This window comes from Gordonia westfalica (assembly GCF_900105725.1).
GTDB classification, from domain to species: Bacteria; Actinomycetota; Actinomycetes; order Mycobacteriales; family Mycobacteriaceae; genus Gordonia; species Gordonia westfalica.
Genome location: NZ_FNLM01000034.1, coordinates 1,305,677 through 1,328,097, shown reverse-complemented (window position 1 = coordinate 1,328,097; position 22,421 = coordinate 1,305,677). Strand labels below are relative to the sequence as shown.

General features: G+C 67.6%; 21 protein-coding genes. 8 read left to right on the top strand and 13 right to left on the bottom strand.

The annotated features are described in order from the left end of the window. Positions 1-14: 14 nt before the first annotated feature. The 5 genes from BLU62_RS11465 to BLU62_RS11450 form a co-directional block, all read right to left on the bottom strand. Positions 15-1,073 (bottom strand): acyl-CoA dehydrogenase family protein, encoded by a 1,059-nt coding sequence (locus BLU62_RS11465; RefSeq protein WP_244278359.1) that lies wholly within the window; start codon positions 1,071-1,073, stop codon positions 15-17. Next, the gene (locus BLU62_RS33810; RefSeq protein WP_244278126.1) at positions 1,070-1,219 is read right to left on the bottom strand and encodes a hypothetical protein; all 150 of its coding nucleotides are present in this window, start codon (positions 1,217-1,219) and stop codon (positions 1,070-1,072) included. The genes BLU62_RS11465 and BLU62_RS33810 overlap by 4 nt, the downstream gene beginning before the upstream one ends. A gap of 90 nt (positions 1,220-1,309) precedes the next feature. Then, positions 1,310-1,828, bottom strand: a complete 519-nt coding sequence (locus BLU62_RS11460) for a flavin reductase family protein (RefSeq protein ID WP_244278124.1) — start codon at positions 1,826-1,828, stop codon at positions 1,310-1,312. 161 nt (positions 1,829-1,989) lie between these two features. Further along, complete coding sequence (locus tag BLU62_RS11455) at positions 1,990-2,787, bottom strand: FadR/GntR family transcriptional regulator (protein ID WP_244278122.1); 798 nt, start codon at positions 2,785-2,787, stop codon at positions 1,990-1,992. A gap of 87 nt (positions 2,788-2,874) precedes the next feature. Further along, entirely contained in the window at positions 2,875-3,270 is a 396-nt protein-coding gene (locus BLU62_RS11450) for an MmcQ/YjbR family DNA-binding protein (protein WP_074852843.1), read from the bottom strand. A gap of 105 nt (positions 3,271-3,375) precedes the next feature. Between BLU62_RS11450 and ligA the strand changes: the two genes are divergently transcribed. Continuing rightward, positions 3,376-5,415, top strand: a complete 2,040-nt coding sequence (gene ligA, locus BLU62_RS11445; protein ID WP_074852842.1) for an NAD-dependent DNA ligase LigA — start codon at positions 3,376-3,378, stop codon at positions 5,413-5,415. A gap of 273 nt (positions 5,416-5,688) precedes the next feature. On the opposite strand, the gene BLU62_RS11440 is transcribed toward ligA, so the two are convergent. The 3 genes from BLU62_RS11440 to BLU62_RS11430 form a co-directional block, all read right to left on the bottom strand. Then, positions 5,689-7,077 carry an IS1380 family transposase gene (locus BLU62_RS11440; protein WP_084811776.1) on the bottom strand — a complete coding sequence of 463 codons (1,389 nt, stop codon included), beginning with the start codon at positions 7,075-7,077 and terminating at the stop codon, positions 5,689-5,691. 266 nt (positions 7,078-7,343) lie between these two features. Continuing rightward, positions 7,344-7,856: an O-acetyl-ADP-ribose deacetylase gene (locus tag BLU62_RS11435; RefSeq protein ID WP_074849687.1), complete on the bottom strand. Its 513-nt coding sequence runs from the start codon at positions 7,854-7,856 to the stop codon at positions 7,344-7,346. Positions 7,857-7,871: 15 nt separating this feature from the next. Further along, positions 7,872-8,543: an ACT domain-containing protein gene (locus BLU62_RS11430; protein ID WP_074849685.1), complete on the bottom strand. Its 672-nt coding sequence runs from the start codon at positions 8,541-8,543 to the stop codon at positions 7,872-7,874. Positions 8,544-8,751: 208 nt separating this feature from the next. On the opposite strand from BLU62_RS11430, the gene gatC reads away from it, so the two are divergent. After that, complete coding sequence (gatC, locus tag BLU62_RS11425) at positions 8,752-9,063, top strand: Asp-tRNA(Asn)/Glu-tRNA(Gln) amidotransferase subunit GatC (RefSeq protein ID WP_074852841.1); 312 nt, start codon at positions 8,752-8,754, stop codon at positions 9,061-9,063. After that, positions 9,060-10,565 (top strand): Asp-tRNA(Asn)/Glu-tRNA(Gln) amidotransferase subunit GatA, encoded by a 1,506-nt coding sequence (gene gatA / locus BLU62_RS11420; protein ID WP_074849683.1) that lies wholly within the window; start codon positions 9,060-9,062, stop codon positions 10,563-10,565. Before gatC ends, gatA begins: the two co-directional genes overlap by 4 nt. A gap of 387 nt (positions 10,566-10,952) precedes the next feature. Here the strand turns inward: gatA and BLU62_RS11415 are convergent, their stop codons facing one another. From BLU62_RS11415 to BLU62_RS11405, 3 genes are all read right to left on the bottom strand, one after another. Beyond that, complete coding sequence (locus tag BLU62_RS11415) at positions 10,953-12,341, bottom strand: IS1380 family transposase (RefSeq protein ID WP_084811776.1); 1,389 nt, start codon at positions 12,339-12,341, stop codon at positions 10,953-10,955. Between the two features lie 269 nt (positions 12,342-12,610). Then, a complete protein-coding gene (locus tag BLU62_RS11410) occupies positions 12,611-13,717 on the bottom strand; it encodes an alpha/beta-hydrolase family protein (RefSeq protein WP_342028622.1) in 1,107 nt (368 codons plus the stop codon). A gap of 79 nt (positions 13,718-13,796) precedes the next feature. Beyond that, positions 13,797-14,393 (bottom strand): hypothetical protein, encoded by a 597-nt coding sequence (locus BLU62_RS11405; RefSeq protein WP_244278120.1) that lies wholly within the window; start codon positions 14,391-14,393, stop codon positions 13,797-13,799. 266 nt (positions 14,394-14,659) lie between these two features. Here BLU62_RS11405 and BLU62_RS11400 point away from each other — a divergent pair, with 266 nt between their 5' ends. The 3 genes from BLU62_RS11400 (at position 14,660) to BLU62_RS11390 (ending at position 17,758) form a co-directional block, all read left to right on the top strand. Beyond that, positions 14,660-15,943, top strand: a complete 1,284-nt coding sequence (locus BLU62_RS11400) for a sensor histidine kinase (RefSeq protein WP_074852840.1) — start codon at positions 14,660-14,662, stop codon at positions 15,941-15,943. A 10-nt stretch (positions 15,944-15,953) separates the two neighbouring features. Further along, complete coding sequence (locus tag BLU62_RS11395; RefSeq protein WP_074849679.1) at positions 15,954-16,646, top strand: response regulator; 693 nt, start codon at positions 15,954-15,956, stop codon at positions 16,644-16,646. 77 nt (positions 16,647-16,723) lie between these two features. Continuing rightward, the gene (locus BLU62_RS11390; RefSeq protein ID WP_074849677.1) at positions 16,724-17,758 is read left to right on the top strand and encodes a 6-phosphofructokinase; all 1,035 of its coding nucleotides are present in this window, start codon (positions 16,724-16,726) and stop codon (positions 17,756-17,758) included. Here BLU62_RS11390 and BLU62_RS11385 read toward each other — a convergent pair. Then, entirely contained in the window at positions 17,755-17,985 is a 231-nt protein-coding gene (locus BLU62_RS11385) for a PspC domain-containing protein (protein ID WP_074849675.1), read from the bottom strand. The genes BLU62_RS11390 and BLU62_RS11385 overlap by 4 nt on opposite strands. Before the next feature lie 127 nt (positions 17,986-18,112). On the opposite strand from BLU62_RS11385, the gene gatB reads away from it, so the two are divergent. Continuing rightward, positions 18,113-19,618 carry an Asp-tRNA(Asn)/Glu-tRNA(Gln) amidotransferase subunit GatB gene (gatB, locus tag BLU62_RS11380; protein WP_074849673.1) on the top strand — a complete coding sequence of 502 codons (1,506 nt, stop codon included), beginning with the start codon at positions 18,113-18,115 and terminating at the stop codon, positions 19,616-19,618. A 369-nt stretch (positions 19,619-19,987) separates the two neighbouring features. Here gatB and BLU62_RS11375 read toward each other — a convergent pair whose 3' ends face one another. Beyond that, complete coding sequence (locus BLU62_RS11375; RefSeq protein ID WP_074849671.1) at positions 19,988-21,091, bottom strand: PQQ-dependent sugar dehydrogenase; 1,104 nt, start codon at positions 21,089-21,091, stop codon at positions 19,988-19,990. Between the two features lie 106 nt (positions 21,092-21,197). Here BLU62_RS11375 and BLU62_RS11370 point away from each other — a divergent pair, with 106 nt between their 5' ends. Next, entirely contained in the window at positions 21,198-22,376 is a 1,179-nt protein-coding gene (locus BLU62_RS11370; RefSeq protein WP_074849669.1) for a DoxX family membrane protein, read from the top strand. Positions 22,377-22,421: the final 45 nt, after the last annotated feature.

The following is a 22,421-nucleotide window of genomic DNA, read 5'->3' as shown; positions in this document are numbered from 1 at the left end:
TGTCGATCGGGTCGTCAGATCATCGGGGTGATCGGCTCGTCGACGCCCAGGAGCGCCTTGCCGTATGCCTCGAAACTGACTGCGGGAGAGACGATTGCATGTCGTGCTGCGGTCGCCGAGTCGCGCCAGGTCCGCTGCAGCGGACTCGTCTCGGCGAAGGAGCCCGCACCGTGTGCGGACAGCAGGATGTCGATGGCGTGGGTGATGCACTCGGCGACATACCCGGTGTCGGAGCGGACTCGTGCGCGCACCAGGTAGTCCGGGTACTCACCTCGCGCGGCGGCATCGTCGATATCGGCGGCCGCGCGGTACGCGTGCAGGTGGGCCGTGTCGATGAGCCGCGACGCCTCGGCGACCTGGAGCTGAAACGCCGTCGAGTCCTTCTGCGAGCCGAAGAAGGTGTACGAGATCGGCTTCTTGGCAGCCTTGTCGACGACGAAGTCGAGTGCAGCCCTGCCCATTCCGAGCTGCGGTCCGATCAGCACGAGTGCGAGGACGGGTACGAGTGCCGACCGGTAGAGGACCTCGTCGGTGTGCGGAGTCGGGTATGTGCCGCCGATCGCGGGCGGCACACTGATGATCCGGTGATCGGGAACGAACACATCGTCGGCGATGAAGCAGTTGCTGCCCGACGACCGCATGCCGGCGACGAACCAGGTGTCCTCGAACGCCAGGTCCGAGCGCGGGATGAGCGCGCAACCCTGATCGACGACATTGCCGTCGCCGTCGGTGATCGGTATGCCCATGACTGCCCAGGTGCACTGGTGGGAGCCGGAGTTGTAGTACCACTTGCCAGAGACGCGGTAGCCGCCGTCGACTTTGCGGGTCTCGGCTGTCGGGGCGAGGACCCCGGACACGCGGGCGTCGGGGTCGGCGCCGAACACCTCGTCCTGGGCTTCCTGCGACATCAGCCCGACGAGCCAGTTGCAGACGTTGGTGAGGGTGACAATCCAACTCGTACCTCCGTCGGCTTCGGCGACTGCAGCGGACACGTCCAGCATCGTTCGAACCGAGGTCTCGTATCCGCCATAGCGTTTCGGTACCGAAAGCCGGAACAGTCCGGCGTCGGTCAGGGCGTCGATGGTCTCGTCGACGACTCGGCGTTCCTGTTCCCCCGCGCGCCATTGGCCGCGATCAGCGGCTTGAGTTCGACGGCGCGGGTGATCAGTTCGGCATCGCTGGGGACGGTGCGTACGGGGCTGGGAGCGGTGGTAGTCATGGCTTCTCCTGGTGTGTGTGGTGATGGGGTGTGGGGGATCGACAGCCGCGCGAGTCTCTGCTCAGCTGCTGAGACGAGTTGGGGGGGGCTTCAGCCGGCGCAGGCGACGATCTGATCGACGATCGCGGGACGCGCCCGGACGGCGAACTGCGAATGGGTACCGAAGGTTCGGTGGCTGTAGACGAGAGGCGGCCGGTGCGCGGACGCGGCCCGGGTCACGGTGCCGACGAGGAGCAGATGGTCGCCCGCTTCGATCGTCTGCGCCACCTCGCAGGTCGCCCAGCCCGTGATGTCGTCGAGGCGGGGGAGTCCGTCGCACGACGACCAGCCAGTGCTGCTGAAACGATCGACGGCTCGGGACGCGAACGTCATGGCGAGGTCGTCCTGTGCCGCGCTGAGAACGTTCACTCCGAAGGCCCCGGTGGCGATGATGCGGCTCAACAGGCGCGATCGGTGATCGAGGGCGATCGACAGGAGTGCGGGTTGCAGGGACAGCGAGGCCAGTGAGCTGACCGTGGCGCCGTGGGGGCCGTCGTCGTCGCTGGTGGTGATGACGGCGACGGGGGCGCACACCCCGGCCATCAGGTCGCGGAATTCTTGAGCGATCACCGGTGACCACCTCTCAAAAAGTAATGATTAATTGCGTAGGTCACATCATGGGGGTGAGCTGAGTCACTTGTCAAGGGATTGATCGTATTGATCATGTTTATTCCGAAATCGCGTGATGCGGAGGCATCACACAGCGAGAAAGTGCTGGTCGGAGTCGGAGGTCAGGCGTCGGCGGCCGAGGGGGCGCGCAGAATGATCGTCGGATCGGTCCGGCGGAGCGCATCAATCGCGCGGTCGGCGTCGCGGTCGGTCAAGGCGTCGACGAGATCGTCGACGACCTCGGCGAGGCGATCCGGGTAGACCGGCACCTGGGTGTCCGCGGCGTCGAGTTGAGCCCGCAGATGCGAGGTGCCGACGTCCATGATGCTGAGGTAGAGGCTGTTGAGGAGTTGGCTGTTGCCGACCCCTGCGAGGTACTCGTGCACACGCCAGGCCGCCCAGACGAAGGCGGAGAGGTCCTGCTCGTCGAGGGTGCGCCGCATGTGTGCGACTCGTTTCCTCATGACGCTGATGTCCTCATCGGTGAGCACGCCGAGCGCTTCGGCCACGAGGACCGGCGCGATGGCGTCCCGGATCTGGATCGATTCGCCGAGTGCGGCACTGTCGGCCGGAGCCGAGCGGAACCAGCCGTTCATGCGGGCGAGCGGTGAGGGGTTGGCTGCGAAGATCCCGCCACCGGGGCCGGGCCGGGAGGTGATCACACCGCGTTCCTGTGCGAGTTTGATCGCCTCGTTGACCGTCCCGACCGAGACCCCGCAGATCTGACGGATGTCGTCCTTGCTGCCGATGCGGCTCCCGCTCGGCGCGCCGGCGGCCAGTCGCGCTATCTGGTTGGCGGCCTGCTCGGCACGTGAGAGACCGATCGATACGGTCCCCGGGAGGCTGATCGGGCGCCGCCACATCTCCGGCGCATAGGCCGGGATGTCGGGGGGGCCCGGATCGGACTCGTCGGCGGACACGGTCCGATCGTAGCCAACGATCATGATCGATTGCGATGACTCGCGGGCGGCGTGCTCACCGGGGCGGGATCGTCCGCAGCGGACCGGTCACGGTAGACCTCGCGCGTCGAGTTCGGCGATCGATCGACGGGATGCCACCTGCCGGTAGCTGGCGTCGAGGAGTTCGGCGACCTCGTCCCAGTCGGTCGCGTCGTCGAGAATCAGCCCCAACCAGCCGTACGCACCGAGGTAGGCGGGTAGAAACACCCTCGAATCCGATTTCAGCGCAGGGCGTTCGGATGGGTCCGCGATGAACAGGATCGACTGGTCGTGGCGCATCTTGCTGCCCTTGACGCTGCCGCCGTAGTTGCCGAACATCTTGCCGCAACGGAAGGTGGGGCGTCCGTGGGCGATGACCTCGGTGGCATTCGGCAGTGCCAGCGCGATCTGCCGGACGCGTCCCAGGACCGGGTCGGCGTCGTCGAACATGATCGGATGCGCCATGATGTCAGCATAGTTCCGGTCCCGTCCGACCGGGCGTCGACGACGTCGGGTGTCCGAACGCTCCGATAGTCTCGTCATGTGGCAGATCAAGTCGACGCCGACCAGATGGGCGAACTCCGCGAGAAGTGGTCGGCGCTCGCCGAGGAGATCCGCGAGCATCAGTTCCGCTACTACGTGAAGGATGCGCCGGTCATCACCGACGGCGAGTTCGACGCACTCCTGCGGCGTCTGCAGGACCTCGAGGAGCGCCACCCCGAGCTCGCGACGCCCGACTCGCCGACCAAACTCGTCGGAGGCGGCTTCTCCACCGCATTCTCCCCGGTCGACCATCTCGAGCGGATGATGTCGCTGGACAACGTTTTCGACTACGACGAGATGGCCGCCTGGGTCGAGCGGGTCAACGCCGACGCCGGCACCAAGGCGGAGTTCCTGTGTGAACTCAAGATCGACGGTGTCGCGCTGGCCCTGGTGTACCGCAACGGCGTCCTCGAACGCGGTGTCACCCGCGGCGACGGGCGTACCGGCGAGGACGTCTCACTCAATGCGCGCACCATCGAAGACATCCCACATCGACTCACGGCTTCCGATGACTACCCGATCCCGGACGTCCTCGAGGTTCGCGGTGAGGTCTTCTTCCGTGTCGAGGATTTCGAGGCCCTCAACGCGTCTCTGGTGGCCGACGGCAAGGCGCCGTTCGCCAATCCCCGGAATTCCTCGGCCGGTTCGCTGCGTCAGAAGAACCCGCAGGTCACGGCGCGTCGCAAACTGCGGATGATCTGCCACGGCATCGGCCACACCGAGGGCTGGCGACCGGAGTCTCTGCACGACGCGTACCTCGCGCTCGGTGCGTGGGGTCTACCGGTGTCGACGCACACCACCAAGGCGTCGGACGTCGCCGAGATCCTCGACAAGATCTCCTACTGGGGGGAGCACCGCCACGACGTCGAGCACGAGATCGACGGCATCGTGGTCAAGGTCGACGACTTCACCGTGCAGCGGCGCCTCGGTTCCACCTCGCGTGCCCCGCGCTGGGCGATCGCCTACAAGTACCCGCCGGAGGAGGCGACGACCAAGCTGCGCGACATCCAGGTCGGCGTCGGACGCACCGGTCGCGTCACGCCGTTCGCGGTGCTCGAGCCGGTCCTCGTCGCCGGCTCGACCGTCTCCCGCGCGACCCTCCACAACGGCTCGGAGGTCAAGCGCAAGGGTGTGTTGATCGGCGACACGGTGACCATCCGCAAGGCCGGCGATGTCATCCCCGAGGTGCTGGGGCCGGTCGTCGACCTGCGCGACGGTTCCGAGGTCGAGTTCGAGATGCCCGAGCGGTGCCCGGAATGCGGGACGCCTCTGCGTCCGGAGAAGGAATCCGACGTCGACGTCCGCTGCCCGAATCAGGAGAGTTGCCCGGCTCAGTTACGGGAGCGGCTCTTTCATCTCGCCGGACGCGGTTCCTTCGACATCGAGGCGCTCGGCTACGAGGCCGCGACCGCACTCCTGTCGGCGAAGGTCCTCCGCAACGAGGGCGACCTGTTCTCCATCACCGCCGACGACCTCGTCCGGACGGAGCTGTTCGCCACCAAGGCCGGCGCGCTGTCGGCGAACGGAAAACGCCTGCTGGCCAACCTCGGCAAGGCCAAGGACGTGGCTCTGTGGCGCGTGCTGGTGGGTCTGTCGATCCGCCACGTCGGTCCCACCGCGGCGCGTGCACTTGCCACCGAGTTCGGCTCGCTGGAGGCCATCGAGGCCGCAGACGTCGAGCAACTCGCGAATGTCGAAGGTCTCGGCATGACCCTCGCGCAGTCGATCCACGACTGGTTCACCGTCGACTGGCATCGCGAGATCGTCGAGAAGTGGCGCGCGGCAGGCGTTTCTATGGAGGACGAACGTGACGAGTCGATTGCGCGCACCCTCGAGGGCAAGACCATCGTGGTGACCGGATCGCTGGTCGACTTCTCCCGGGACGGCGCCAAAGAGGCGATCCTGCAGCGCGGCGGCAAGGCATCGGGGTCGGTGTCGAAGAAGACCGACTACGTCGTCGTGGGTGATTCGCCGGGGAGCAAGGCCGACAAGGCCGAGCAGCTCGGTGTGCCGGTCCTCGACGAGGACGCGTTCAAACGCCTGCTGGAGACCGGCAGTCCCGAGTGACCCCCCTGATCCCTGAGGTGCGAGGAGCGATAGCGACGAGCCTCGAAGGGCGCTCAGCCGTTGAGCGCGGCACGGCCTTTCGCTGCCTGATCCGAAAGAACGCAACGCACCCAGCTCCGCTGCCTGAGCCTGGATCCGTGGACGGGTTGTCGGGAGGTGTAGTTTGGGCTGCTTCTGTGGTTGATCAGGTTGTGGGCGTGGGGTATTCGCTGATCTTTGTCAGCTTTTTCACTGGGGTTCCTGGTGGTGGGTGGATGTGTTGGGGTGTTGGGGTCAGGGGGTGTTCACCGCGGTCCACAGGGTGGTGAATGCGTGGTGCCAGGGCCAGTGTCGGGGTAGGTGCAGGATGGGTGTTCGTGCTGGTCGGGCCAGTCGGGCGGGTACGGCGACCAGGGTGCGTCGTAGTGTCGCTCCGCGCGCGGCGCGCAGTCTGGCCGAGCTGGTGAGCGCGGCGAGGGTGCGCATGAGGTTGTGGCTGATGGCGGTCAGGGCCAGCCAGGCGGCGTTGGCGCCGAAGACGCCGGAGGGTAGATGGGCCAGTGGTCCGTCGATGAGGTCGGCGAACACGGTCTCGATGACGGCGTGGGCGCGGTGATTGATGTCGGCGGTGATGGTGTCGTCGGTGGTGTTGGTGAAAAACGAGTGATACCGCCATGCCGGCATCAGGGTGTCGGTGTCGGCAGGGTGGTGTGCTTTGACTCGCCGCACGATGAGTCGGGCGGTGATCGGGTGTGGCGAGAGTGGTCTGACCGTGTAGGTGGTTTCGGCGATTTCGGCATCAGAGATCAACGCGCCGGTGTCGGGGTCGGTGACCGCCCCGGGATAGACCACTGGGGTCCAGGCATCCTCGCCGATGGCTGAGATCGCGCGGGTGATCGCGGTGTTGGTCCGTAGGACCAGCGAGAACGTGGCTCCCAGGCGTTGGCAGGTAGCCATCACCTCAGCTGATCCGTAGGCCGCATCAGCGCGCACGGTGATCTCACCGGCGGCCCCGCAACGCCGGGCGGTGGCGATGGTTTGCGCGATCATCGTTGCGGCCCCGGCACCGGAGGCGGCGCGGCCGGCGCGCAGCCAGGCGTTAGCGATCACCGGTGGGTACTCGGGTGCGCTGAGGGTGGCGATCAGCGGCGACAGACCCCGACGCAGCAGTTCACGTCCGGCGATCTTGGCGTGTCCGTAGGAGGCGCCGGTCTTCTGATAGCCATAGACCGGACGCAGCAGGGAATCGATATCGACGAACACTCGGGCACCGTTAGTGGGCAACAACCCTGCCCGGGCGCACATCGCCGGCAGGGAGCGGGTCATCACGGCGTTGAGTTGTCGGGCATGCCCGGGAGTGAACTCACGCAGGGTTTGTCCGATCGTGGCCGGGGCGTACACGCGGTCGAACAAGCGTCGGTGCCCGCCGCTGCGGACGATGCCGAGGTCGTCGATACTGTCCGCGCCGCAACATAACCCGGCGATCACGGTCAGCAGTTTCGCTTCCAAGTTGGCTCCGGCTGAGGCGACCCGGGTGGTGCCCAGATCGACCCGTTTGGCCAGCAGCGCGGCCACCCCGGTCGAGCGCGCCAATTCCATCACCGGTACCAGCCCGGCATGCGACACGAGATTGTCGTCGTCAAAGAGTGCGGACGTGGCCGAGAAGCTGTGTGATACTTTCACTGAAAGTGCCTTCTGAGCTGGGATGTTTTGTGTCTCAACACCACCAATCATCCCAGCTCAGAGGGCACTTTTATGTCACCGACACCCCACACCCCTCCACGGATCCAGGCTGAGGTGCGAGGAGCGCAAGCGACGAGCCTCGAAGGCATTGGTGAGATCGCCTCGTCGAAGTCCGATCAGCAATAGGTATCGCCTGGCGGAACTTACAGCTGATCGCGAGGAGCGCACGCGACGAGACGCGGACTGCCGTGAAGGGGCAAGCGACGCTAACCGTTGAGCGCCTTGTCGAACGCGCGATACGCCCGCGGGTCGAACAACACGAAGCGGATCTCGGTCACCGCGGTGTCGGCGGACCTCACGGTGTCCACGGCCCGGCGCGCACCGTCGTCCATCGGCCAGCCGTAGACACCGGTCGAGATGGCCGGGAAGGCGATCGTCGTCGCACCCAATTCGTCTGCCACGAGCAGGGATTCGCGATAGCAGGAGACCAGGTACTCCGACCGGTCCTCGTCGTAGGAGTGCACCGGACCGACCGTGTGGATGACCCAGCTCGCGTCCAGATCGCCCGCGGTGGTGGCGACCGCCTCACCGACCGGGAGTCCGCGTTTGTAGCGACCGGCCCGAAGCTCCTTGCACTCGGCGAGAATCGCCGGCCCCCCACGCCGGTGGATGGCGCCGTCGACCCCTCCGCCGCCGAGCAGCGTCGAATTGGCGGCATTGACGATCGCGTCGACCGCCTGAAGGGTGATGTCTCCCTGCACGAGTGTGATGGAGGTCATGCCCCCATCATCCTGCTATCCGTCGGCGCGCAACACCGTACTGACGATCCCCGCCAGGTAGCCGAGCCGGGCGATCTCCGAGGGCCGGAAGTCGGGGCCGCCGATGCGACCGAGCAGGATCGCCTTGTCGTTGGAGCCGATGGGCGCCGCGGCCAGGCGGGTGTCCATGTCCTGCCATGCCTCCGGCACCCAGTCGCCCTCGGAGTCGAGTTGTGCCGCATGCTCCAACGGCAGCCAGTCGGCCCTGGTGAGAGGGGTTTCCGGTGCGCCAGAGGAACCGAACAACTGCAGCACGCCGCCGCTGGCCCTGGTGATGACCATCGCCCACGACACCCGCAGGACGCGCGGGGCGCTGTCGACGAGAACCTGGAGCCGATCGTTGCGCTTCGCGGTGGCGACCTGATCGACGAGTTCGAGTTCGCGGTGGGTGTCGAGCACACCGGCATACGGACGGATCGAATCCACGCGGACGCCGTTGACCTTCTCGGCGGCGGTGATCAGGCTGTCCGGCAGTGATCCCGGGGCGACCTCGACGACGAGGTCGTCGACGGCGTAACCGTCGCCGCGTTCGACGACTTCGAGCGACAGGATGTCGGCACCGACCGAACCGAGCTGCACGGCGAGCACGCCGAGACTGCCGGGACGGTCCTCGAGGTAGACGCGCAACAGGTAAGACACGTGGGTCATTCTCGCACCCGGGATGAATGGGCGCGCAGCGCAGTGGCGATCGGGCGCAGTGCCGGGGGAGTGGACGGGCGACGCCGCGATGTGCAAACGGTGGCTGGGGTGAGTCGGTTTGGCGCGTTCCCATAGGCTGGAGAAGCACATCTGCGTCGCGACGGCGTCGCGGTGGGTGACATTCCCGAGCAAGTGATGGTGAGAAAGGGCGATGACGGTGGCTGGCGAACCGAAGTCCATATCGCGTGAAGAGGTTGCGCACCTGGCGCGACTGTCGCGACTGGCGCTGAGCGAGGACGAACTCGATGTCTACGCCAAGCAGCTGGACTCCATCCTGACCCACGTTGCGTCGGTGAAGGAGGTGGCCGCCGACGACGTGCCCGGTACCGCGCATCCGGCCGAGCTCGCCAACGTGCTGCGCCCCGACGTCGTCGTGCCCGGTCTGACCACCGACGCCGCGCTGTCCGGTGCGCCGGCCGTCGAGCAGGACCGTTTCGCCGTTCCGCAGATCCTGGGAGAAGAGCAGTGAGTCCCGCGTCGCACGCCGCAGCCCCCCGTCCCGCCGGTGACCTGACCGGTCTTTCCGCAGCCGAACTCGCCACCAAGATCGCGACCCGCGAGGTCAGCTCGGTGGAGGTCACACAGGCCCACCTCGACCGCATCGCCGAGGTCGACGGCGAGCTCGGTGCCTTCCTGCACGTCAGCGGCGCCGAGGCTCTCGTCGCCGCCAAGGCCGCCGACGACGCGATCTCCTCGGGCGACGCCGTGTCGTCGCTCGCCGGTGTGCCGATCGCGCTCAAGGATGTCTTCACCACCACCGACGCCCCCACCACATGCGGCTCCAAGATCCTCGAGGGATGGGTTCCGCCCTACGACGCCGCGGTCACCGAACGTCTCCGCGCCGCCGGCATCCCGATCCTGGGCAAGACCAACATGGACGAGTTCGCCATGGGCAGCTCGACCGAGAACTCCGCCTACCAGCTGACCCGAAACCCGTGGGACCCCACCAAGATCCCGGGTGGCTCGGGTGGCGGTAGCGCCGCGGCACTTGCTGCGTACGAGGCGCCCCTCGCGATCGGCACCGACACCGGCGGCTCGATCCGGCAGCCGGCCGCGGTCACCGCGACCGTCGGCGTCAAGCCCACCTACGGCACCGTCTCGCGCTACGGACTCGTCGCCTGCGCCTCGTCGCTCGACCAGGGTGGCCCGTGTGGCCGCACGGTCCTCGACACCGCGATGCTGCACGAGGTCATCGCCGGCCATGATCCGCGCGACTCGACGTCGATCAACGTCCCGGTGCCCGACGTGGTCGCCGCCGCCCGCGAAGGCGCCGAGCAGGACCTCAAGGGCGTCAAGATCGGTGTCGTCACCGAACTGCAGGGCGAGGGCTACCAGTCCGGCGTCCTCGACTCCTTCAACGATGCAGTCAAGCTCCTCACCGAGCGCGGCGCCGAGGTCGTCGAGGTCAGCTGCCCGCACTTCACCTACGCGCTCGGCGCCTACTACCTGATCCTCCCGTCGGAGGTGTCGTCGAACCTCGCACGCTTCGACGCCATGCGGTACGGCCTGCGCGTCGGCGACGACGGTTCGCACTCGGCCGACGAGGTCATGGCGCTGTCCCGCGAAGCCGGCTTCGGCCCGGAGGTCAAGCGCCGCATCATGATCGGCACCTACGCGCTGTCGTCGGGCTACTACGACGCCTACTACGGGCAGGCCCAGAAGGTCCGCACGCTGATCTCGCGCGACTTCACCACCGCCTTCGAGAAGGTCGACGTGCTGATCTCGCCGACCACGCCGACCACCGCGTTCCCGATCGGCGAGAAGGTCGACGACCCGCTCGCCATGTACCTGTTCGACCTCTGCACCCTGCCGGTGAACCTGGCCGGGATCGGGTCGATGTCGGTGCCGTCCGGGCTGTCCAAGGACGACGGCATGCCCGTCGGCCTGCAGATCATGGCGCCGGCGCTCGCCGACGACCGGCTCTACCGGGTCGGCGCGTCGTACGAGGCCGCTCGCGGCGCGATCATCTGACGCGAATCGCCCTCTGAGGTGCGAGCGCAGCGCACCCCTCGCTCCCTGAGGTGCGAGCGCAGCGCCCCCTTGCTCTCTGAGGTGCGAGCGCAGCGCCCCCCCTTGCTCTCTGAGGTGCGAGCGCAGCGCCCCCCTTGCTCTCTGAGGTGCGAGCGCAGCGCCCCCCTTGCTCTCTGAGGTGCGAGCGCAGCGCCCCCCTTGCTCCCTGAGGTGCGAGCGCAGCGCACCCCTTGCTCCCTGAGCCTGGATCCGTGGACGGGTTGTCGGGAGGTGTAGTTTGGGCTGCTTCTGTGGTTGATCAGGTTGTGGGCGTGGGGTATTCGCTGATCTTTGTCAGCTTTTTCACTGGGGTTCCTGGTGGTGGGTGGATGTGTTGGGGTGTTGGGGTCAGGGGGTGTTCACCGCGGTCCACAGGGTGGTGAATGCGTGGTGCCAGGGCCAGTGTCGGGGTAGGTGCAGGATGGGTGTTCGTGCTGGTCGGGCCAGTCGGGCGGGTACGGCGACCAGGGTGCGTCGTAGTGTCGCTCCGCGCGCGGCGCGCAGTCTGGCCGAGCTGGTGAGCGCGGCGAGGGTGCGCATGAGGTTGTGGCTGATGGCGGTCAGGGCCAGCCAGGCGGCGTTGGCGCCGAAGACGCCGGAGGGTAGATGGGCCAGTGGTCCGTCGATGAGGTCGGCGAACACGGTCTCGATGACGGCGTGGGCGCGGTGATTGATGTCGGCGGTGATGGTGTCGTCGGTGGTGTTGGTGAAAAACGAGTGATACCGCCATGCCGGCATCAGGGTGTCGGTGTCGGCAGGGTGGTGTGCTTTGACTCGCCGCACGATGAGTCGGGCGGTGATCGGGTGTGGCGAGAGTGGTCTGACCGTGTAGGTGGTTTCGGCGATTTCGGCATCAGAGATCAACGCGCCGGTGTCGGGGTCGGTGACCGCCCCGGGATAGACCACTGGGGTCCAGGCATCCTCGCCGATGGCTGAGATCGCGCGGGTGATCGCGGTGTTGGTCCGTAGGACCAGCGAGAACGTGGCTCCCAGGCGTTGGCAGGTAGCCATCACCTCAGCTGATCCGTAGGCCGCATCAGCGCGCACGGTGATCTCACCGGCGGCCCCGCAACGCCGGGCGGTGGCGATGGTTTGCGCGATCATCGTTGCGGCCCCGGCACCGGAGGCGGCGCGGCCGGCGCGCAGCCAGGCGTTAGCGATCACCGGTGGGTACTCGGGTGCGCTGAGGGTGGCGATCAGCGGCGACAGACCCCGACGCAGCAGTTCACGTCCGGCGATCTTGGCGTGTCCGTAGGAGGCGCCGGTCTTCTGATAGCCATAGACCGGACGCAGCAGGGAATCGATATCGACGAACACTCGGGCACCGTTAGTGGGCAACAACCCTGCCCGGGCGCACATCGCCGGCAGGGAGCGGGTCATCACGGCGTTGAGTTGTCGGGCATGCCCGGGAGTGAACTCACGCAGGGTTTGTCCGATCGTGGCCGGGGCGTACACGCGGTCGAACAAGCGTCGGTGCCCGCCGCTGCGGACGATGCCGAGGTCGTCGATACTGTCCGCGCCGCAACATAACCCGGCGATCACGGTCAGCAGTTTCGCTTCCAAGTTGGCTCCGGCTGAGGCGACCCGGGTGGTGCCCAGATCGACCCGTTTGGCCAGCAGCGCGGCCACCCCGGTCGAGCGCGCCAATTCCATCACCGGTACCAGCCCGGCATGCGACACGAGATTGTCGTCGTCAAAGAGTGCGGACGTGGCCGAGAAGCTGTGTGATACTTTCACTGAAAGTGCCTTCTGAGCTGGGATGTTTTGTGTCTCAACACCACCAATCATCCCAGCTCAGAGGGCACTTTTATGTCACCGACACCCCACACCCCTCCACGGATCCAGGCTGAGGTGCGAGCGCAGCGCACCCCTTGCTCCCTGAGGTGCGAGCGCAGCGAGCCGCGAAGGGCTGGCGAGCTCACTCACGAGGTCTTCGTGGCTCGTCGCTTGCGCTCCTCGCACCTCAGACAGCGAGGGGTGGCTCGTCGCTTGCGCCCCTTCGTCGCTCACTCGCGCAACCCGATGACCGGCCGCGCCTGCTCCGCCCCGTAGCGATGCCCGACGCCTGCGGGGCCGTCGAGCGCGGACAGCAGGTCGACGCTGGTCTGCAGGAAGCCGACCACCGGCAACCACGGGATCTCCGGGACCCGTGGACCGCCGAGTACCGTCTCGTCGGGCCTCGTCGGGGGACGCCACATCGAACTGAGCGACCAGCGGACCACCGGATCGCTGCGATTGGCCACGACGATCCGCGGCGACGCCGACGCAGTTGCCACTGTCCCCGCGGGCGGTGCGGTCAGCACCGTCTCCGCGAGCAGTGACGGGTGGTGGTCCTCGAGCCAGACACGGGCGGCGTCGGCGCCCACCGCGCCGAGGCTCTGGCCGTAGAGCACCAGTCGGGGCCGCTGACCTGCGGGTCGGCTCTCCAGCACCTCGGCCAGCTCGCGGACCAGCGCGACCGACGACCCCGTCGACGCGGCGTCGCCGGAGATGAACGCCTTCCACGACTCGACGTCGGCGTAGGGGAGTGCCAGTATCCGGACGTCGCCGTCGAAGCGGTCGACGAATCCCGCGACGGCGGCCTGGTCGACCCAGCCGGAACCGGTGGGGACGGCCACGACCACGGCCCGCGCCGACAGTCCACCGCTGCGCAGCCAGGATTCCACCAATCGTGCTGCCGCGCCGTCGAAGTCGAGCGGGGACAGCTGCCCGCGCAGCAGCGTCTGCGATTCGGAGACGACGACGGTGGTCGGCAGGGGTTGTCCGTCGTCGGCATTGGCGGGTGCGAGGAGTCCGGCGGTGAGGGCGACCGCCGACGCCGCGACCACCGCGGTGACGCGGGGGATGAGCACGATCGCGGTGACTGCCGCGGCGGGTGCGAGCGTGGCGCCGGCCCACCAGTCGAGCCCGACGGGCGGGGCCCCGACGGCGGCACGGATCAGGCTCTGCCACCACACCGCCAGGCCCGCGCCCCCGGCCGCGACCAGTACGCCGACACCGAGAACCACTCGGATGCTCTGCGGATCGGGCTCGCGAGACGCGCGTCGTGACAGCAACATCCCGATGGTCGCGCCCGCCGCGGCGAATCCGGTCGCCAGCACGGTTGTGGTCACCGCATCCCGGGGAGCGTCCCGGGGTAGAGCGCGATCAGATACGAGATCACCACGCTGATCACTAGCACGGGCCTGCACCTCACGAGAGGTCCTCGCTGTGACGGGGGTCGACGAGCGCCCGTTCGAAGGTGGTGGTCACCAGCCGCGGAACCGATTCCCGCCGGGTCGGCGGTCCGCCGTACTGGCGCCAGGTGTTCCACGCGAGGCCGATACGCGCGACGCGGGCCGCGGTCTCGCACGCAGGATTGCTGCAGGAACTCTGCATCGCGTCGATCAGCATGCGGTCCAGGGCGAATCGCGCCCACGAGCCCAGGGGGCGGCCGTCTGCGTCGGCGGCGCGCAGCAGGTCGTAACCGAAATCGTGTGTGCGGCACAGCGGCGTGAACCGGACGGGGAGCGGCACCGGCGAGGAGCAGTCGCCGTCCGGGTCGGTGGGTACGCCCGCCACGACGGTCGGCGTGTAACCCATGTGCACGGCGAAGGATGTCGGCAGTACGTCGACTGTCGTGGCCGGAGACGGTCCGGCCAGTGCGACGACAGCGGCGGCGTACGGATTTCCGGCATCCTCGGGCTGCGGTCGCACCGGTCCCGCGGTGGAACCGGCATCACCGGCCACGGCATGCGCCGTCGACATCCACTGTCCGGCAAGGAGAACAGCGAGAGTCAGGGCGGCCACGAGCCACCGCAACCGGCGCCGTGGGTGCACGGCTGAGCGATTGTCGGGTTGAGAAGTGTTGTCCGAAGACCATTTCCGAGGTGGTTCGGGAGGGTTCATGGCCATAGACGCTAGGTATGGGGACCGCCGGTCCACATCACTCCGGCGGGCGGTTCGTGCTCACCGGGTAGGGCGGGATGCCGCCGGACGGGCACTACTCGGGAACGAGGGCGTCTCCCCCGAAAGTATGAGGACTGCTCGTCCCCACCGCGCCTAGGGTGAAGGGCATGTTCGGTTTACGCAAGCATCTGCGGGCGGCGGGCAGCGATTTCGCGGATTGGGCGTCGACGGCGCCGGTCGCCCAGGACCCCGCGGTGCGTGCCTATTTCTCGTCGCGGGTCAACTGGTTCTTCCTGTTCGTCGCCCTGATCATGTACTCCATCGCCTGGCCGACGCTGCCCGTGACGCACTCTGTGCCCGTCTTCCTGCTGCCCGTCGTCTCGGCGTTCGCCGCGCTGCCGATCGCGCTCGCCTGGTCCGCGCCGATGGTGGGATGGGCGATCTCGGTGGTCTCGGCCCAGATCATCGGTCTCGTCGTCCCGGCTCGCGACGGGTGGGAACTGACCATCCAGGTCACCCATTTCATCGAATTGCTCGTGCTGACCTTCATGGTGATGCTGCGCTGTCAGTTGCGGTGGATACCGGTGGTGTGGCTCGCGACCTCGCTCGTCGTCGCCTATGCGGCGCATCCGGCATGGATCGTCGGTACCTCGGTTCTCGCGGTGGTCGTGGCACTGCTCCGCGGACTGATGGCATCACGACGACAACTCGCGGCCCGTACCAAGCAGACCGAGGAGGCCGAGGCGGAATCGGCTGTGCTCACCGAACGTGCGCGCATCGCCCGCGACCTGCACGACGTGGTGGCGCATCGGATGTCGATGGTCGTCGTCATGGCGCAAACCGCACGCTACCGGATCGATGACGTCTCGCCCGCGGCGGCAGCCGAATTCGACGCCATCGCCGACGCCGCGCGCACCTCGCTCGACGAGGTCCGGCAGCTGCTCGGGGTGCTGCGGGTGGAGGGTGCCGAGACCACCGCGGCCCCCAATCCGGGCTTGGCGCAGATCGATTCACTCGTCGCCGAGACACGTCGGGCCGGGACCGATGTGACGCTGACCCGGGAGGTCGACGACACCGAGGTCGGGGAGTCGGCGGCGCTGGTGATCTACCGGATCGTGCAGGAGTCGCTGGCCAACGCGACGCGCCACGCGCCGGGCAGCCGGACCCTGGTGAGTGTGACGCCGGGGGAGCACGGCACCGTCGAGGTGGCCGTGGTCAATTCGGCGCCGACGGCCGAGCCCCTGGGGATCGGCGGCAACGGCGTCGGCATCCCCGGCATGCTCGAACGTGCACAGGCGGTGGGCGGTTCGCTTCTCGCGGCGCCGACGGTCGAGGGCGGATTCGCGGTGCGTGCCCACATCCCGGCGACACCGCCGCGCGACGGCATCATCGCCGGGACATCGTCGTCGGTGACCGCGCCGCAGGTCTCCTCGCCGCTCGCCGACCAGTAGCCTGTCAGGCGTGCCGATCAACGCCGAACCGCAGCAAGCACAGGGCAACACCGGCCCGATCACCGTCGTCATCGCCGACGATCAGGCGATGGTGCGACAGGGCTTCTCGGCGTTGCTCGCCGCCCAGCCCGATCTGTCCGTCCTCGGGGACGCCGCCGACGGGATCGAAGCGGTCGAGGTGTGCAAGCGTGCGAGGCCTGACGTCGTACTGATGGACGTGCGGATGCCGCGCAAGGACGGCCTCTGGGCCGCCGAACAGATCCTGACGGCAGGTCTGGAGCCGCCGACCCGCGTGCTGATGCTCACCACCTTCGACATCGACGACTACGTCTACGAGGCGTTGCGGATCGGTGCGTCGGGATTCCTGTTGAAGGACGCGCCCGCCGACGAACTCGTGCGTGCGGTGCGGGTGGTGGCCGCGGGCGAGGCATTGCTCGCGCCGTCGATCACCAAGCGTCTCATCACCGAGGTGACCGCGCGGCGTCGCCGGCCCACACGGAACCCGGAGCTGGAACACCTCACCCCGCGCGAGCGGGAGGTACTCGACCTGGTGGCCGACGGGAAGTCGAATGCGGAGATCGGCGCCGACCTCTACGTCACCGAACAGACGGTCAAGACCCACGTGAGCAGTCTCCTGGGCAAACTGCGGCTGCGTGACCGCGCACAGGCCGTCGTCTTCGCCTACGAGAACGGGATCAAGTGAATTCGTGCTCAGCGGTCCGGGCATCCGGGCACTAGATTGGGTGTGTTCGTCGCGTACGAAAGGGAGGGTCTCACCACATGGCGAAGAGATTCGGCATTCTCACCTCCGGTGGCGACTGCCCCGGCCTGAACGCCGTCATCCGCGGTGCAGTGCTCAAGGGGGAGACCGTCTACGGCCACGAATTCGTCGGCTTCAAAGACGGCTGGGCCGGTCTCGTCTACGGCGACATCATGGAGTTGAACCGCTCGACCGTGCGCGGTCTGTCCAACCAGGGCGGAACGATCCTGGGGACGAGCAGGTTCGGTCCCTACACCGAACCCGACGGCGGCCCCGACAACATCAAGAAGGTCCTCCGGAACCTCGGTATCGACGGCGTCATCGCGATCGGCGGAGAGGGCACGGCCTCGGCGTCGAAAAGACTGTTCGACGACGGGATCAACATCGTCGGCGTACCGAAGACCATCGACAACGACATCGACGCCACCGATTACACATTCGGGTTCAACACGGCCGTCGAGATCGCCACCGAGGCCATCGACCGCCTGCGCACCACCGGCAACTCGCACAAGAGGTGCATGGTGCTCGAGGTCATGGGCCGGCACGCGGGCTGGATCGCACTGCACTCGGGTATCGCCGGTGGCGCGCACGTCATCCTGATCCCGGAGAACCCCGAGAGTCTCGACCAGATCTGCGCCTGGGTGACGAGTGTCAAGGCGCGCGGTCGTGCACCGATGGTCGTCGTCGCGGAGGGTTTCAAGCTCCCCGAGATGACGGAGGCGTACTCCACCAAGGGTCTCGACGGGTTCAACCGGCCCCGGCTCGGGGGCGTCGCCGAGGTGCTGGCGCCGCTCATCGAGGAACGGACCGGCATCGAGACCCGGGCCACGGTCCTCGGCCACATCCAGCGCGGCGGGGTGCCGTCGGCCTACGACCGGGTCCTCGCCACCCGCATGGGTATGGCCACCGCGGACCTCGTCGCCGAGAAGGGCTGGGGACAGATGGTCGCCCTGCACGGAACGCGAATCGATCGAATCACCTTCGACGAGGCACTCGGTGAGCTGAAGACCGTTCCGCAGGATCAGTACAAGGAGATCCGGGTCATCTTCGGCTAGACCGCGGTGATGGTCGGGACGGGCTCGCGCGGGATGACGATCCACAGGGCCAGGTAGATCAGCACCTGCGGGCCGGGGAGCAGCATCGACAGCACGAACAGGACGCGGACGAGGGTCGGGTCCCAGCCCCAGCGTTCGGCGATGCCGCCGCAGACACCGCCGAGCCAGGCGTTCGAGCGGGAGCGCGTGAGTCGCGGGGCGGCGGAAGCGGGTTGTGCGGTGGTCATCGGGGTCTCCCTGCTGATCGATGGGTCGGTGAATCGATGTCGTCGACAGTAGGTTCGACGACCGGTTTCCGGCATCGGTGATCACCCTGAACGTCTCCCTGGGATATCGCCGCATAAACTGGCAGCCATGACTTCCGCCGCCGTCGAACTGTTGGAGTACGACGAGGTCATCGCCGCTTTCGATCCGGTGATGGGCCTCGAGGTGCACGTCGAGCTGGGTACCGCGACCAAGATGTTCTGCGGATGCCCGACCGAATTCGGCGCCGAGCCCAATACCCAGGTGTGCCCCGTGTGTATCGGTCTGCCCGGTTCGCTGCCGGTCGCCAACGCCAAGGCCATCGAGTCCGCGATCCGGATCGGCCTGGCGCTGAACTGCTCGATCCGGCCGTCGAGCAAGTTCGCGCGGAAGAACTACTTCTACCCGGACCAGCCGAAGAACTACCAGATCTCGCAGTACGACGAGCCCACCTCATACGACGGCTACCTCGACGTCCTGCTCGCCGACGGCACCACGTGGCGCGTCGAGATCGAGCGCGCACACATGGAGGAGGACACCGGCAAGTCGCTACACATCGGCGGCGCCACCGGCCGAATCCACGGTGCGAGCCACTCGCTGCTCGACTACAACCGTGCCGGCGTGCCGCTCGTCGAGATCGTCACCCGACCCATCGTCGGAGCGGGCGATCGCGCACCCGAGGTGGCGCGCGCGTACGTGACGGCACTGCGCGATCTGCTCAAATCGCTCGATGTGTCGGACGTCCGCATGGACCAGGGGTCGATGCGCTGCGACGTGAACCTGTCGCTGATGGCCAAGGACGCTTCCGAGTTCGGTACCCGCACCGAGACCAAGAACGTCAACTCGCTCAAGAGCGTCGAGATCGCCGTGCGCTACGAGATGCGTCGCCAGGCCGCGATTCTGCAGGCCGGGGGCGAGATCGTGCAGGAGACCCGGCACTTCCACGAGGCCGACGGCACCACCTCCGCCGGCCGCCGCAAGGAGACCGCCGAGGACTACCGCTACTTCCCGGAGCCGGATCTGCCTCCGGTCCAGCCGGATGCGGCGTGGATCGAGGAACTGCGCGCCACCCTGCCCGAGCTGCCGTGGTTGCGCCGCGCCCGCATCCAGGAGGAGTGGGGCGTCTCCGACGAGGTCATGCGCGACCTGGTCAACGTCGGTGCCGTCGACCTGATCATCGCCACCGTCGACGCCGGCGCGTCACCCGAGGCCGCCCGCAGCTGGTGGGTGTCTTTCCTTGCGCAGCAGGCGAATTCGCGTGCCGTCGACTTGGCCGATCTGTCCATCACCCCGGCGCAGGTCGCCGAGATCATCGGACTCGTCGACGAGGGCAAGTTGACCACCAAGCTCGCCCAGCAGGTCGCCACCGCCGTTCTCGACGGTGAGGGCGAACCCGCCCAGATCGTCGCCGACCGCGGCCTCGAGGTCGTCCGCGACGACTCGGCACTGCAGAAGGCCGTCGACGACGCACTCGCCGCCAACCCCGACATCGCCGAGAAGATCCGCGGCGGCAAGGTCCAGGCCGCAGGCAAGATCGTCGGCGACGTCATGAAGGCCACCCGCGGTCAGGCCGACCCGGCGCGCGTCAAGGAACTCGTCCTCGCCGCCTGCGAGTAGACGCCGTCCCGCCGCCTGAGGTGTGAGGCGCGTGGCCTTTCGCGGCGTCAGGTGTGAGGAGTGTGCCCTTTTGCTGCCTGAGGTGTGAGGAGCGTTAGCGACGAGCCACGAAGGCCCTGGTGAGACAATGGGTCTCATCAGCCCTTCGTGGCTCGCTTCGCTCGCACCTCAGGGGGCGGTGATCCCCGTGTTCGTGGCCCTACTCGTCTGACGAACTGCTGCCGGAGGATTCGCCACCGCCGCTCGATGTGCTGGAGTCAGACGATTCACCGCTCGTTGGAATCGTCCATTTCGACGAATGATCACCATCCAATTCTTAGTTGGGCGAAGGGAATTGGATCGGCGGACAGTGAGTCCGCGTCGCGGAGATCAGGTCCGGTCGTTGCCCCCGCCCTGCGGCAGGAAGCGGAATACCCTGTCGTCGGTCGGCTTCGGGTTGCCGGCCTGCTTGTTGACCGTTGCCACCTGCAGAAGTCCGTTGGGCAGGGCGGCCATTCGGCCGAGTGCGCCGTAGCGCTTCTCGAGGGCCACGACCGGCGCGGTGATGGTCGGGTCCTCGCGGGTCGGTTCGCGGATGCCCTCGATGCGCTGCGTGCGGGTCGTGGAGACGAAGATGCTGCCGCCTGCCACACCGCATCCGGCGATCTGCGGCTTGTCGGGCCACGTCCACAGCACCTTGGGGCCGCCCTCTTCGATGACCTGGACGCGGTCCTCGGTGGTCTTCTGGTCGGCGACGTAGATGGTCCCGGTGGATTCGTTGGGGCACAGCGCAACCGATGACCCGAAGCCGGAAGCCAGGATCTGTGGGCGCGGGCTGGCACCCGACGTGAACGAGGTGATCAGCAACAGCTTCCCGGCCAGCGACGACGGGTCGTCGGCGGTCGCGGGATTCCCGGCATCGCCGGTGGCGACCACCAGTTCGGTGGGTGAGCGGAAGTACATCGAGCCCATGTTCCCGGTGGCGCCCTTGGGGATTCCGGTCAGGATCGGCTTGGGCACGTCGCCGGGTGCGAGTCGTACGACGCGGTTGTCCGACGACGTCGTGATCAGTGCGTAGATCAGGCGATCCTGGGAGTAGGTGGGCGAGAAGGCGAAGTCGATGAGTCCGCCGTCGCCCGACGCGTCGACCGGCGCCTGACCGAGGACCCGCTCGGGTCCGTAACGCTTGGTGGTGATGATCTTTCCGGTCGTGCGTTCGGCGACCACCGTCACCTCGCCCTGGTCGTCGCCGGGCATCACCCCACCGGTCGACGCGAGACATGTCGCGATCACCGCGGGGTCGGGGTCGACGCACGGGCCAGTGGGCGGCGGCTGGGTGTCCCGCGGCGTCTCCGGGGGAGGCGTCGGCTCGGGCTGACCGCTCGGACGGTTGTTGGGACTGAACGCGCCGGCCTCGCGCTGACGGTCCTGCTCGGTGAAGTTCGCACAGCCGCCCACCGCGAGTGCGATCACCGCCAGAATCGCCACCAGCATTCGGCCCGCCGGCCGCCCGTTCGACATGGCGTCCACAGTAATGGTGTGCCGACTCACCCCGTCGGGGTGCGGGGACCGCACACCGTGAGCCTCTAGAGTCGGGCCTGTGAGCGAACGCGACACGCCGAGCGCCCGGGAGCCCGATACGTCGAGCCCACCCGCAACCAGCCCGTACGACGAGCCGACGGGTCAGATCCCGGTCACGGACCATCCGCCGACCCCCGCACCGCGGCCCGCGGTCGATCGCGATGACTTCTACAACCGGCACGCGCGGCGGTCTCCGGCACCGTTCTCGCGGGTCGACGAACTGGATGACATCGATCCGGGCGATGTGGAGACCCGGCAGCTCAAGGGAAGCGCAGAGCGCCCGCCGGCGCCCGTCCCGGAACCGACGCGCACTCCGGAACCCGTACGGACCCCGGAAACGCCGCCGACCCCCGAGCCGGACGCCGAACCGACGATGGAGTTCGAGCGTCGCACCGCTGTTCAGCCGGATATCCCCGCCGACGACACCGCGACCAGGCCCGAACCCGCATTGCCGCCAGTCGGCACCGCGCGCTACGACTTCCTCGACGACGAGGACACCACCGGCCGCTACGGCGCGAGCCCGGACGAGACGCGTGCGGCGGACGCCGACCTGCTCGACGACGAGCCAGAGAGCAGGGGACTGTTCGGTCGTCGTCGGAACCGGTCGCGTGAGGACGAGTACGACACCAGGTCCGTGGCCGACGAGGATCTCGACGACGCGCTCGCGAAGTCCCGGCGCGGCACCATCGACCTCGGCCTCCTGTTGCTGCGGATCGCGCTCGGCGGTTTCGTCGGCGCCCACGGACTGCAGAAGCTGTTCGGCCTGTGGAACGGGCCCCGCCTCAGTGGGTTCGAGCAGATGCTCGTCGACGGTGGGTTCAACGCCGACTATGCCCAGATCCTCGCCATCGTCGGCGCACTGTCGGAGACGGTGGGCGGACTCATGGTCATCCTCGGCCTGCTGACCCCGATCGGTGCGTCGGCGATCCTCGGCACGATGCTCATCGCCGCGGCCTTCCGGCTGTCCGCGGCGGGCGGTTTCGAGTTCTTCGCCTCGGCACAGGGAGTGGAGTACGAGCTGTTCCTCGCGGCCACCGCGGCCGCCGTCATCCTCACCGGCCCGGGTCTGTACTCACTGGACTACCCGCGAGGCTGGGCGCGTCGACCCTTCGTCGGGTCGTTCGTCTGGCTGATCGTCGGTGTCGGTGCAGCCGCAGCCGTCTGGATTCTGGCGAACGGCACCAACCCGCTCAACTGAGCTCCTGCCCGAACACAAAGTGCGGGGTGAGTACCGGAATCCGGT